The 12,238-nt window shown below is 43.1% G+C and carries 10 protein-coding genes; 3 read left to right on the forward strand and 7 right to left on the reverse strand.

Translation table 11 applies throughout. The features are described from left to right. Positions 1 to 167: 167 nt before the first annotated feature. Together ACM0OX_RS26310 and ACM0OX_RS26315 are read right to left on the reverse strand one after the other, a co-directional pair. Positions 168 to 356, reverse strand: a complete 189-nt coding sequence (locus ACM0OX_RS26310) for a hypothetical protein (protein ID WP_094353117.1) — start codon at positions 354 to 356, stop codon at positions 168 to 170. 330 nt (positions 357 to 686) lie between these two features. Continuing rightward, positions 687 to 1,262 (reverse strand): TIGR04376 family protein, encoded by a 576-nt coding sequence (locus ACM0OX_RS26315; protein ID WP_414517881.1) that lies wholly within the window; start codon positions 1,260 to 1,262, stop codon positions 687 to 689. Positions 1,263 to 1,411: 149 nt separating this feature from the next. On the opposite strand from ACM0OX_RS26315, the gene ACM0OX_RS26320 reads away from it, so the two are divergent. Next, positions 1,412 to 2,917 (forward strand): DUF3131 domain-containing protein, encoded by a 1,506-nt coding sequence (locus ACM0OX_RS26320; protein WP_414517882.1) that lies wholly within the window; start codon positions 1,412 to 1,414, stop codon positions 2,915 to 2,917. Positions 2,918 to 3,155: 238 nt separating this feature from the next. Here ACM0OX_RS26320 and ACM0OX_RS26325 read toward each other — a convergent pair whose 3' ends face one another. Together ACM0OX_RS26325 and ACM0OX_RS26330 are read right to left on the reverse strand one after the other, a co-directional pair. Continuing rightward, positions 3,156 to 5,609 carry an ATP-dependent Clp protease ATP-binding subunit gene (locus ACM0OX_RS26325; RefSeq protein ID WP_335182055.1) on the reverse strand — a complete coding sequence of 818 codons (2,454 nt, stop codon included), beginning with the start codon at positions 5,607 to 5,609 and terminating at the stop codon, positions 3,156 to 3,158. Beyond that, entirely contained in the window at positions 5,602 to 5,838 is a 237-nt protein-coding gene (locus ACM0OX_RS26330) for a hypothetical protein (RefSeq protein WP_334837179.1), read from the reverse strand. Before ACM0OX_RS26330 ends, ACM0OX_RS26325 begins: the two co-directional genes overlap by 8 nt. Positions 5,839 to 5,917: 79 nt before the next feature. Here ACM0OX_RS26330 and ACM0OX_RS26335 point away from each other — a divergent pair, with 79 nt between their 5' ends. Next, positions 5,918 to 6,214, forward strand: coding sequence for a DUF3288 family protein (locus tag ACM0OX_RS26335; protein WP_094353136.1), 297 nt, complete (start codon positions 5,918 to 5,920; stop codon positions 6,212 to 6,214). 276 nt (positions 6,215 to 6,490) lie between these two features. Here ACM0OX_RS26335 and ACM0OX_RS26340 read toward each other — a convergent pair whose 3' ends face one another. Continuing rightward, positions 6,491 to 7,348, reverse strand: coding sequence for a neutral zinc metallopeptidase (locus ACM0OX_RS26340; protein WP_414517883.1), 858 nt, complete (start codon positions 7,346 to 7,348; stop codon positions 6,491 to 6,493). A gap of 702 nt (positions 7,349 to 8,050) precedes the next feature. On the opposite strand from ACM0OX_RS26340, the gene ACM0OX_RS26345 reads away from it, so the two are divergent. Further along, positions 8,051 to 9,013 (forward strand): general stress protein, encoded by a 963-nt coding sequence (locus ACM0OX_RS26345; protein ID WP_414517884.1) that lies wholly within the window; start codon positions 8,051 to 8,053, stop codon positions 9,011 to 9,013. 382 nt (positions 9,014 to 9,395) lie between these two features. On the opposite strand, the gene ACM0OX_RS26350 is transcribed toward ACM0OX_RS26345, so the two are convergent. After that, positions 9,396 to 10,907: an MlaD family protein gene (locus ACM0OX_RS26350; RefSeq protein ID WP_414517886.1), complete on the reverse strand. Its 1,512-nt coding sequence runs from the start codon at positions 10,905 to 10,907 to the stop codon at positions 9,396 to 9,398. A gap of 94 nt (positions 10,908 to 11,001) precedes the next feature. Then, positions 11,002 to 11,784 carry an ABC transporter ATP-binding protein gene (locus ACM0OX_RS26355; RefSeq protein ID WP_414517887.1) on the reverse strand — a complete coding sequence of 261 codons (783 nt, stop codon included), beginning with the start codon at positions 11,782 to 11,784 and terminating at the stop codon, positions 11,002 to 11,004. Positions 11,785 to 12,238 lie beyond the last annotated feature (454 nt).

Consider the following 12,238-nt stretch of genomic DNA (forward strand, 5'->3'; position numbering starts at 1 on the left):
TGTGAGGCAACTCTCAAAGACTTGTGTATACACCGTAGCCGCCTGCGGGGAGGGGCTGGGGGTGGGGTGCAATAACTGTGGAAATCATAACTAATTATACGGACATGATATTAACCAAAAATCTCAATTTTTAGAAAAGTTGCTGCACTAAACTCCAACAACTTTTACTATTTCCCCTTTTTCTCATCTAGTGCTTTCTGAATAGCTTCTCTGCAAAACTCAGGAGGGTCATCTTGTGCCTTTACCTCTTCCTTCATTTTTTCGGTGACACGAAAATTAAGATTTTGTGTAAGCGGTTCCTCTCTATCAGACTTAAGTGGTTTTAAATTTTCTGGATTACCTTTAGGGTTAGGCATTGTTGAGAGATGTAAATATAGCTTGAACGATACGTGAACATATAGATAGAGTTTTAATCGGTGGTGTTCGCGTCTGTCAAAACAGTTCACCACCGATACCACTTTTACAAATGGGTAATTCTATTTTATGTTCACAAGGTCAGAACTCGAAATCAAAACCACTGCTGAGTTGATGTTATTTCGGCATACGCATTTGCTATTTCGGCGAACGCATTTGCTATTTCGGCGTACTCATTTGCTATTTCGGCGTACTCATTTGCTATTTCGGCATACGCATTTGTTATTTCGGCGTACTCATTTGTTATTTCGGCGTATTTTAGCCAATACGCGCTACTTCTGCATATTCCGCTTCATTTGTTCTAATTCATCCTGAGTTTCCCAGCTACGGAACTTCTCTTCTAAGTCATCAAAACCACTAGAAAAATTGCTAGTTTGATTCGACCAGCCAATACTTTCCGATCGCTGCTGGGTTTGCGCTTTAGCACGGGCTGTCTGTGCTTCGGCGGCTTTAGCTTGCACTTCCTGTCGCCGTTGCTGAATTTTTTGCAGTAGTTCTTGAGATTGGTTAATGCGTTCTTTCAGCCCTTGCATGTGTCCCCAACGCTGATTTCCTTCGCGCAACAGGGCTGCTTCTCGCTCACCCGCCGCACTCGCCAAATCCTCTCTCTTGGCGTTTTTGGCTTTTTGAATGCGGATATGCCAACGCTGAATTTCTTGCGCGGTGGAGAGAATTTCTTCTTCCGATCGCTTCTCTTGTAATTTTAAATCTGCGATTAGCTTTAATGTGTCTTCTTCTTGCTCACGCAGCTGTTCTAGCAGCGCCTCTAACTCCAAATGTGGATTGTTACGCAAGAATTCTTCTAAACGGTTTTCTAAAAACCGACTCAAATCATCAAATAAGCCCACTGCTAGAACTCCAGAGATCGGGTGCGTGACTATTTTATTGTAGTGGTCAGGTGGACTTCTGGGTGTTAGTTAGATTTCAAAGTTGGGAAGAATGTATTTAGTGAAACTACGCAAATAACCCTGACTTACAAAATAAGGCTTTAATCAGTATGAGTTCTGACTTTCAACCGCCACCTAAGAGCTTGTCTATACTAGCTACTGTAGGAGGAGTCGTTACCGCTGCGATCGCGATCGCACTTTTAAATGGTTGGTCTAAGCAACTTTCCAATACTTCTATAAAAAACCCTGAAATATCAACATCCCCAATTGCTTTACAACCAGAGAAACCCCAACCCCCTGTCTCTAGTGCAGAAGAAGCTGAAATAGTTGCTAGCCTTGATGCTAAATCCGTAGTTTTGCCAGGTCAACCGATTCCTAAGAACCAATTAACAGTAGCCATAATTCCATACGTTGCTCCTGGAGTTGGAAAACTGACCCCAGAAGAAATGACAACGGCCCGTCAAGCTTGGTCATACTTCCAGCGCAACTGGAATGATGAAACTGGCTTGATCAATTCTGTTGATGGCTTTGCCTCGATAAGTATGTGGGATCAGACAGCAGCGATCGCCGCCTTAGTCAGTGCTAGAGAACTCAATATCGTTTCTGCGGCTGAATTTGAAGTCAAAATGAGCAAAATGTTCAATACACTGGCGTCAATGCCTTTGTATAAAGGAGAACTACCCAACAAGGTTTACAATGCCAAAACTCTCGTACCTGTTAATTATGGTCAACTAGAAAAACGGGAAGAAATTGGCTGGTCAGCCATTGATTTGGGAAGAATGGCAATCTGGCTGAAGATTGTCGAGGCAAAGTATCCAGAAATGCGATCGCAAACAGCAGCAGTTTGGAAACACTGGCAAGTCAAGCGTCTGACCACAAACGGTCAAATGTATGGTACTGCTGTCATCAAAGGCAAAGAACAATACAATCAAGAAGGTCGCTTGGGCTATGAAAATTATGCTGCTTATGGTCTAAAGCTTTGGGGCTTGAATGTTAATCAAGCTTTAGATTATCAGTCCCATACTGCCTTTGTCGATCTTTACGGACAGGGAATTCCTTACGACAAACGGGACTATAAAAACTCTGGAGCCAATAACTACGTTCTGAGCGAACCCTATATTTTGGATGGTATCGAAACTGGGTTTCAAGCTTTGCCTAAAGCTTATGCCGATCGGATTTTAGCTGCCCAAGCCGCGCGTTATGCAGCGACAAAACAATTAACCGCCGTCACCGAAGACAACTTAGATCGCGCGCCATACTTTGTTTACAGCAGCTTATTTGTCAATGGAGAACCTTGGGCAACCATCGCGGATACCAGAGAACAGCACAACAATTTGCGATTTCTCAGTGCCAAAGCTGCGATCGGCTGGCATGTGCTTTATAACACTACTTATACCCGTCAGTTATTTGATTTCGTTCAAGGCAATCTTAAGTCTCAAAAAGGATGGTACAACGGCTTTTATGAGTCTTTGCGTCAGCCGAATAAAACTCTCACCGCTAACAATAATGGTGTAATTATGGAAAGCTTACTGTATAAGCAAGTTGGGCAGCCACTTACTGTTTGGGCAGGAGTCAAGAGCCATAAGTCAACTGAGAAGACTATAAAAAGACCATAAGTTAAGTTATTTCATGTCCGCGATCGCCCTCCTCAATCCTCTATTTGCTACAGTGTGTAGACGGGTATTGCCCACTCAAAATAAATCGCCTAAAAAAACCCCTAGTAGAAATACTAGGGGTGAGAAATAATACCATTTCACTTGATGTTTGTCTGAGATGACCCTGTTAGTGCCTCTGCTCTAGGCAAGAGGCTGGAGTGTTTCTCAAATATTACAGTAAAAGCGATCGGGTATAAAATTAGCCAACATTTGCCAAGAGCAATTCTCGTTTTTCTGATTTTTTAACTCTCACTTGAGAGTCATCATCAACATCGATCAGGGCTGTGTCTCCATCTGTAATTTCACCAGACAGCATTGCTTCGGCGAGAGAATCTTCTAGGAGGCGCATAATTGCCCGACGTAATGGCCTAGCGCCGTAGCTGGGATTATAACCCTCTTGTACCACAAGCTCTTTGAAGCGATCGCTAACTTCTAAGATAATTCCTTTTTCCGTCAAGCGGCTAGCAACATCGCGAAGCATAATTTCGGCGATTTGCTTAACTTCATCCTTGGAAAGCTGGGTGAAGACGATAATCTCATCAAGACGGTTAAGGAACTCTGGACGGAAGTAGGCTTTCAATTCCTCATTTACCAAGGTGCGGATGCGGTTATAACTAGCATCGGCTTGAGTGTCGAAGTCAAAGCCTAAACCACTACCACCTTTTTCAATCACCTTGGAACCGATGTTAGAAGTCAAAATGATCAGCGTGTTCTTGAAGTCCACTTTCCGACCTTTGGCATCGGTAAGATGACCGTCATCCAAGAGTTGCAGCAGCATATTGAATACATCGGGGTGTGCTTTTTCGATTTCGTCGAATAGCAGCACTGAGTATGGTTTCCGCCGCACGGCTTCTGTTAGTTGTCCGCCTTCGTCGTATCCTACATAACCAGGAGGCGAACCAATCAGCTTGGCGACGGTGTGGCTTTCCATGTATTCGGACATATCTAGCCGAATCATCGAATCTTCCGCACCGAAGAAGTAGGCAGCTAGTGCCTTAGCCAATTCTGTTTTACCAACTCCAGTAGGGCCAGAGAAGATAAAGCTAGCAATGGGGCGATTGGGATTTTTCAAGCCAACGCGGGCGCGACGGATACCGCGAGAGACTGCCGTAACTGCTTGCTCTTGACCGATGAGCCGCTGATGCAGAGTGTCTTCTAGGTGTAGGAGTAACTCTGACTCAGATTCAGTCAGTTTGTTGACTGGTACGCCAGTCCAAGAGGCAACGATTTGGGCAATGTCTTCTTCGTCAACTACAGTCGAGTTGACAGGTTGCTCGGTTGGTGTAAACGTTGCTTGCAGTTGTTCTGCGAGTTTTAACTCTTGGTCGCGCAGTTCTGTAGCTTTGTCAAAATCTTGGACTCTGACTGCTGCTTCTTTTTCTTTGGTAACGCCAGCGAGTTCCCGCTTAAGTTCTTTATTGGGAGAACTTTGGGAGTTCCGCAGACGGACGCGAGAACCAGCTTCATCAATCAAGTCAATTGCCTTATCGGGCAAGAAGCGATCGCTAATATAGCGGTCTGATAATTCTGCTGCTGCTACAAGTGCTGAATCCAAAATTGTGACTTTGTGGTGCTGTTCGTAAGCACCGCGCAAGCCGTAGAGAATTTGTACGGTTTCCTCTACTGAGGGTTCCCCGACCTTAATCGGTTGGAAACGACGCTCTAGGGCGGCATCGCGCTCAATATGCTTCCGATACTCATCGAGGGTAGTTGCGCCGATGCACTGGAGTTCACCCCGTGCTAAGGCAGGTTTGAGGATGTTGGCTGCATCCAAGCCACCTTCTGTACCACCAGCGCCAACCAAGGTGTGAATTTCGTCAATCACCAAGATGATATTGCCGACAGTGCGAACTTCTTCCACGACTTTTTTGATGCGTTCTTCAAAATCGCCACGGAAGCGAGTTCCAGCTACCAATGACCCCATATCGAGGCTGATAACTTGCTTGTCTTGCAAACTTTCAGGAACATCCTGGTTGATAATCCGTTGAGCTAGACCTTCTGCGATCGCAGTTTTACCAACTCCTGGTTCCCCAATCAACACTGGGTTATTCTTAGTGCGGCGACCGAGAATTTGGATTGCCCGCTCAATTTCCTTCTGGCGACCAACTACGGGGTCGAGTCTGCCTTCTTGTGCTAATTTGGTCAAATTTCTGCCAAATTCTTCCATTGTTAGCGGTTGGGTGCGCTTTTGATTACCACTACCAGCAAAAGCTGGTGCATTTTCACCCAAACGGCGAACTATGGCACTGCGGACACTCTTGAAGTCAACACCTAGATTTTGCAGTACTTTGGCGGCGACACCTTCACCAGCCTCGGTTAATCCTAAGAGTAAGTGTTCAGTGTTAATGTAATTCTGTCCCAAACTATGAGCTTCTTTAAACGATTGCTCGAAGAGGCTTTTTACTTTAGGAGTAAAAGGAATTTCTGGTGGTACAAAGCCAGAACCCCTACCAATAATTTTTTCTACCTCGCGACGTGCATCTTTGAGGGTAACGCCTAATTCAGCTAGCACTTTAGCAGCAACCCCAGTTCCTTCTCCCATTAAACCCAGGAGAATTTGCTCAGTTCCTACGAAGTTATGTCCCAGGCGACGTGCTTCCTCCTGAGCTAACATAATTACTCTAATGGCTTCGGAAGTGAAGTGTTCAAACATAATGGGTTATTGCTCCCTCGCTGCTTGGACTTTGGGTGAGATAAAATTCACCCTCATCTAAAGTTTTTTGTATTTTCTTAAGGACTAATGTAACTTTATTTAAAGTTAAGTGGCAGTGGTGAGAGCCGTAAGACATCAGGTGTACTTGCCGTCTACTAAAAGTGTTGAGTAGAGTACGGAGAAAGTCAGAAGTGGCAAAGTTGACAGTTAAACTTTCGGTATTTGACAATTTTCTTTTGTCTGTTCTGTTTTCCACTGTCAGCTAAACTTAAAATTCAGGACTTAGCACTCTAAACTCAGGACTGACAATGACTGAAGCAACGGCCGGTAAAGATCAACAACATCCACTTTATAACCGCGATCGCCCCCTTATTGATATTTTACTCGCTCAAGAGGCTACAGACTATAACTTAGCAGAATTGGCTAGACTGCGAATGCGCTATCAAGGGTTTCCAGGGGCGAGAGACATCCAAAAAGACCTAGATAAAGTCTTGCAACAGTGGGGTTTGACCGAAGCCGAGCTTTTTGAGAAAACTCGTCAAATTCACGATTTGGGTGGAATTTACAAAAGCCGTGGCAAGAAAGATGAACAGGATTGGAATTAGTTATCAAGGAAGGCAGGAGGCAGTGTTTCGACTCCTTTCGACGTCGTTTGCGATCGCTAGCTCGTTTCCATAACCAGATCAGTTTAGACAAGTCTTCTTGGAAATAGTCTAAATCGATTGTGGCGATCGCTTCCTCAATTTCTGCTTCCGGCTCAGGAAAGTTTTGCCAATAAAGCTCGATAGCTGCCAGATAATCGTAAAACTTGAAATACAGCAGATTTCAAGTTTGTTTGCCCAAATATCAAAGCGTATTTTACTCCTGAATTCTGCTCTATGTTAGGAATTTGTCTTGGCAAAAGTATTACATTTTTGAGGATCGCCTGTTTGGATACCTTGTTTAAACCAACGAACCCTTTGGGCGGAACTACCATGTGTAAAAGATTCTGGCACAGCATAGCCTTTAGCTTGTTTTTGCAAGCGGTCATCTCCAATACTGCTAGCTGCGTTCAATGCTTCTTCAATATCACCTGTTTCCAGAATTTGCCGTGAGCGTTGAGCATGATTTGCCCAAACGCCTGCAAAACAGTCTGCTTGTAATTCTAATCGCACAGAAAGCTGATTTGCTTGCGTCTGACTCACTTGGTTCTGCAAGGTTTGAACTTGCTGCGAAATCCCCAGTAGATTTTGGACATGATGTCCAATTTCATGAGCAATCACGTATGCTTGAGCAAAATCTCCCGGTGCCTGATATTGAGTCTTCAAATCGCGGTAAAAACTCAAGTCAATATACACCTTTTGATCGCGCGGACAATAAAACGGCCCAACTGCTGAACGTGCAAATCCACAAGCAGACTCTACCGCTCCTGAGTAAAGAACTAACTTTGGTTCTACATAAGTTTTTCCGTCTTGCCGAAACTGCTCACTCCATGTATCTTCTGTATCAGCCAGTACAACAGATACAAAATCCGCCATTCGATCTTGAGTTTGAGATCCTGTTGTTTGAGGTGACTCAGGTATCGGGCTATCACTTGGCGGGGAATCTTGTTGCCAAAGGGCACTGGGATCGCCACCCAATAGTAAAACCACTAGCGATATGAGTACTGCTCCTACGCCCCCACCCACGACAGGAGCGGAAATCTTCATCCCACGCCGATCTTCAACATTTGTACTCCGACGACCTATTTGCCAACGCATAATTACTGCTTACCAAACTCATAAAGAAATACGGCTTGAACTAGTAGTTCGCCAAGTGAACTTGGCGGGGTAAAGGGGGAAAAGTTTCAAATCCCTTACCCCTTACCCCTTCCCCTTGACCCAGCCATCACGCAGCATTTTTGGGTTGGCAGACTACTAGGTAGGATGAAATCTACACAAGCCTTTTAGCTATACAAATTAATATTACTTATTCTATGTATCGATCTCTTCTGCCTACGGACAAACTATAAATAAAGGACAGTCAGCCTTTAGAAAGGTTTTGTTAAACAGGTTGTCCATCAAATCACACAGAATTCCCGGACTCGTTATAAAAAACACCACAGTCAGGACGGAAGCGGAATTTCAAAGACGTAATTTGCATTCTATGACCAAGCTGTGAGAATTTAAAATATCAACACAGGCGAATGTTATTATGTCTGCGTTGGATATACAAATGTAGTTAGTTAAGGCTGTTCCGTGCCACTCACTAATGATTCTGCATCAGTTAGAGGTTTTTCCATCTTGGTGTATTTACTTTTTGACTCGCACCCTTGAGGGTGTTATTACCTACCTCATGAGCGAAAGAATATATTTTATTACTAAGGATAGTTTTGAATTGAACCAACTCGTATTTAATATAACAAGTACTGAAGAATCAACTTTGTCAGTGATTAATCTTTCCCCTGTGACCAAGGAGTAATTATGGTTTTAAGTCAATATCAACGTGCAGTAGGCGTATTTACTCATCGGAGAGATGCAGAGCGGGCAATACATGAGTTGAGAGATTCTGGCTTGGCGATGGAGAAAGTATCTATACTTGTACAAAATTCAGATCGCAATCATGAGATTGCCGATAATGAACTTAAAGAGGGTACTGGTGATAAAGCTGACGAAGGTGCAACAGTCGGAGGGCTTTCAGGGGGTGCTGTTGGTGGGTTAACTGGTTTATTAGTGGGTCTTGGGACTTTAGCAATCCCTGGAGTTGGCCCAATAATGCTGGCTGGGGCAGCGGCAACTGCTTTGGTTACAACCCTTGTTGGCGCAAGTATTGGTGCTGCCACTGGGACTTTTGCTGGTGCATTAGTTGGTTGGGGAATGTCGTCAGAGCAAGCTAGAGCATATAACGAGCGAGTAGAGGAGGGACACTATTTAATAATCGTGGATTGTACATCTTTTGAAATTGCTAAAGTACAAGAAATACTACAGCGTTGGGGTATTGAAGAGTTGGGTATTTACGAGCATCTCAACAGTGAATCTGAAACTACAAATTCTCTGACTACAACGACTTCTGCTACTGCAATTCCTAATGAAAGTGGCATGATGTCTAAGTATAGTGTTAGTTGCTTTAATAGCATAGCTAATGCTGAAGCGGCAATTAAGGATATGTGTATCGCAGGTTTTTCAGTAAATCAGATTTCCTTAATTTGTAAAGACTTTTCTCAATTGGTTGTACCAATAGGCATTAATTTAAGTGAACGCTTTGACGCTATGAGGTTAGGAATAGCAGATGAGTGGGCACGCTTTTATAATGAGCAAATAGAGCAAGACAATTACATACTTATCGTTAGTGGCACAGATCGCGAGCAAGATATAGCTAGGTCTATTCTGGGTAATTATGGGGTTCAAGAGTTTCAAATTTATGACCCAATGTTAATTCGCTCTTAAAGGTAGGTGCTGTCATTAATGGGAGCAAATTTATTTGAGTTTTGGAAGATACGGCAGAATTCAGAATTCAGAATTCAGGAGTAAAACACAACACAGTCCAGAATGAGCAACAAATCCCAGATGTAGAGACGCGATTTATCGCGTCTTGAAAGAGTAATTATCTACACCAATAACCTTTAACCCAAGCATATTGGAGTAAAACACGCTTTATATCTGGGTAACAGAATTAGCTTGTGTACCTCACTTTCCTTGAAATTTGCTGTATCAATAAGCAATGGGTTTTACAGCCTGAAAACTCAACTATGCAGACAATCGACACCTTTCAAGGTTATAGCAAGTGGTGTCGATGAGCTTCAATACATTCACCTGACAGTAAAATATTTTACTTAAAATCCTCAGCATTTCTGCTACGCTCAGGGTCAGCAGTGAGCGAAGCTGAAGGTTCAATCTGTATTGCCTCTTTCTGCGTCTCCAGTTGCTCCCGTTGCTTGCCATACTCCCGCAGCTGCTTCAAAAGGTTTTCTTGGGATGAGTTTGGGATAGACGGATTGGGACTTGATTGAAGGTCGGTATCGGTACTTGCAAAATTAGCAGCTGAGGGATTATTTTCGTAGACTGGTAGCGATTTGTCATTAAACATCGCCTGTTGAGTCGGCGCTGGGGTAGGAATTAGATTCTTTGGTTTGCTCACAGCAGCTTTTACCGAGTCTAGAGTAGTAGCAACCTGCACTTGTTGTTGCATCTGTTGTGTAGAAGATACCAAACCACTTAAACCATTCACCAATTGCCGCAGATTTTTACGGAAATTAGGATCGCCTGTCAATTCATCTAAATCAGATGTAATTTTTTGGGTATTTTCAAAGGTTACTCGTGCTGAATCTAAAGTTTGTTGCAGCAACACCGCATTTTTTGGATCGTTTAAGGTTTTAGAAGCATCACGTAAATTAGCTGAGGCTTGGGCTGCATTTGCTGAAAGCGTTTCTAAATTGTTGAGTAATTCTCCTTGAGTCAATCGATTGACAGATGGTGATAAGCTACTGACTGTAACACGCAATTGGTTGCTGGTTTCGGTGATATTATTCAACGCACCAACCAGCGTCGAACGATTTGTTGTCAACAAATTATCCAGGTTGTTTAGTAACCGATTTGCTTGAGTTGCAGTTGCACCGAATTTATTGACTGTTTGATTTGCGGATGCATTAAGTTGGTTTGTCGCCCGTTGCACTGAATTAGCCGTAGCGGAAAAGGTATTAAGTTGTAGTTGTAAGCTTTTGGTCAAACCTTGTAAATCCTGACTTAGCTCACTAAAACTGGATGCTGCGCCTGTGGTAGTTTCTAGAACCCTATTGACATTTCTATAAAATTTTGGATCGTTGTATGCACCAGCTAGCTCAGTTGAACTGCGAATTAGTGCATCAACACTGATGCCAACCTGACCTTTTAAGCGAGAGCCATTACAGACGATGAGGCTGGGATCGCAACTTTTATCTAGGGGTTTAGCAACAACCCCAGCAGGCAAGGTTGTTCTTGGCGTGATGTCGATAATACTTTCGCTAATTAATCCGCTTTGATTAGCTTCTACCACGACATTACGGGGGATAATGAGGTTAGTTTGGGGAATTTCAATCTCTACATCGATGGCATTTGGCCCTGGTCGAAGCTGGGAAATAGTTCCTACCTTAACGCCACGATAGCGAACTGCTGCTCCCTTTTGCATTCCGCCAGCGTTAGCAAATTCTACAATAATTTTGTATGAACGGCCAGCAGCGGTGAATCTATTTAACCACAGAAAGAGTAATCCAAATACCCCTAGTCCTAGCAGGAGTAATAATCCCACAGAACCTTCTCTAAATGTTCGCCCAGACGCGAAGCGGCTTGTCATAAGACCTCGCATTTTTTTGCCTCCACCAACAACCAATAACCAATTAGGTGTTAAAAGTTAGGAGTTAGTAGTTAAATTTAACTCTTTACTCCTGGCTTTTAAGTTTCTAGCCGGCGACTTTAATCGGGCCTTGAACACTTCCACTGATAAATTGTCTGATCAAGGGATGTTCTGTGTTGTATATTTCACTAACTGTACCTTGCCACTGCACTTTACCTTCATAGAGAAATATAAGTCTATCAGATGTACGGCGGATAGTGCTGTCCTGGTGGGTAACAACAGCATAAGTACTACAAACTCCATGTAAACATTGCAAGTGGCGGATTAAATCTTCGATGACTGTTGAGGCAATGGGATCGAGTCCGGCTGTTGGTTCGTCGTATAGTAGAACTTCTGGCCCTTCACTGGGATTATCAGGGTTAGACATAATCGCCCGGGCAAAACTTACCCGTTTGCGCATTCCCCCGGAAAGTTCGGCTGGGTAGAGGTGGCCTATTGCTGGTAAACCCACCATCTCCAATTTTTCTTCTACCAAATCTCGGATGCGCGATCGCGGCAGCTTTGAATTTTGATAAAGTAAAAATCCCACATTTTCCTCTACTGTCAGCGAATCAAATAGGGCCGCCTGCTGAAACACCATACCAATGCCAACCTGCTGGCCGCCATCCTCAATCAAACCCTCTCGCCGCACTCCTTGCACAAAAATTTCTCCTTCATCAGGACTAAGTAACCCCGCTATTACTCGTAAGATAGTTGATTTCCCAGTCCCTGATGGCCCAATAATCCCCAGTGCTTCTCCCCGGTAAATGGTCAAGTCTACATTATCTAGAACTTTATTGCTACCAAAGGACTTAGAAACACCTTTCAGTTCAATCAATGGTTCAGTCATTAGTTATTAGTCATTGGTCACTGGTCATTGGTCATTAGTCAGTAGAAAATAAACAAATGACCACTGAGAACTAACAATGGACAAATATGCCCAATAGTGATTTCATACTTACTTAGTAGGAAATTATTATTGTATAGTATATTATAAGTACATAATTAGCATTCTGATTAGCAAACTTTATTTTTCTAGCATAATATTTAGTTATTTGCGATGTTTAACGTCTCAAAATACGCTCAACGCAAGGTTGACTAAGACACCGTAGTAATTAAACATCTCAGTGATGTGAAAAGAAGATTCCAGTTTTCTGTAGACATAAGCAAAGTCATTTAATACTATTACCATACTACTTAAGGTTATAACTAATTCAGAGAAAACTTACAGCAAAAAAAGCTAATTAAGTAGCTTGATACAAAATATAAAAATCAAAAATTTCAGACTTCCAAATTTTTATGTA

The organism is Nostoc sp. PCC 9305, from assembly GCF_963920915.1.
Classification (GTDB): domain Bacteria; phylum Cyanobacteriota; class Cyanobacteriia; order Cyanobacteriales; family Nostocaceae; genus Nostoc.

Coding starts and splice junctions, on each gene's coding strand:
- ACM0OX_RS26350 (WP_414517886.1), bottom strand. CDS start 10,907: ATGCGAGGTCTTATGACAAGCCGCTTCGCGTCTGGGCGAACATTTAGA.
- ACM0OX_RS26310 (WP_094353117.1), bottom strand. CDS start 356: ATGCCTAACCCTAAAGGTAATCCAGAAAATTTAAAACCACTTAAGTCT.
- ACM0OX_RS26340 (WP_414517883.1), bottom strand. CDS start 7,348: ATGCGTTGGCAAATAGGTCGTCGGAGTACAAATGTTGAAGATCGGCGT.
- ACM0OX_RS26355 (WP_414517887.1), bottom strand. CDS start 11,784: ATGACTGAACCATTGATTGAACTGAAAGGTGTTTCTAAGTCCTTTGGT.
- ACM0OX_RS26325 (WP_335182055.1), bottom strand. CDS start 5,609: ATGTTTGAACACTTCACTTCCGAAGCCATTAGAGTAATTATGTTAGCT.
- ACM0OX_RS26345 (WP_414517884.1), top strand. CDS start 8,051: ATGGTTTTAAGTCAATATCAACGTGCAGTAGGCGTATTTACTCATCGG.
- ACM0OX_RS26335 (WP_094353136.1), top strand. CDS start 5,918: ATGACTGAAGCAACGGCCGGTAAAGATCAACAACATCCACTTTATAAC.
- ACM0OX_RS26320 (WP_414517882.1), top strand. CDS start 1,412: ATGAGTTCTGACTTTCAACCGCCACCTAAGAGCTTGTCTATACTAGCT.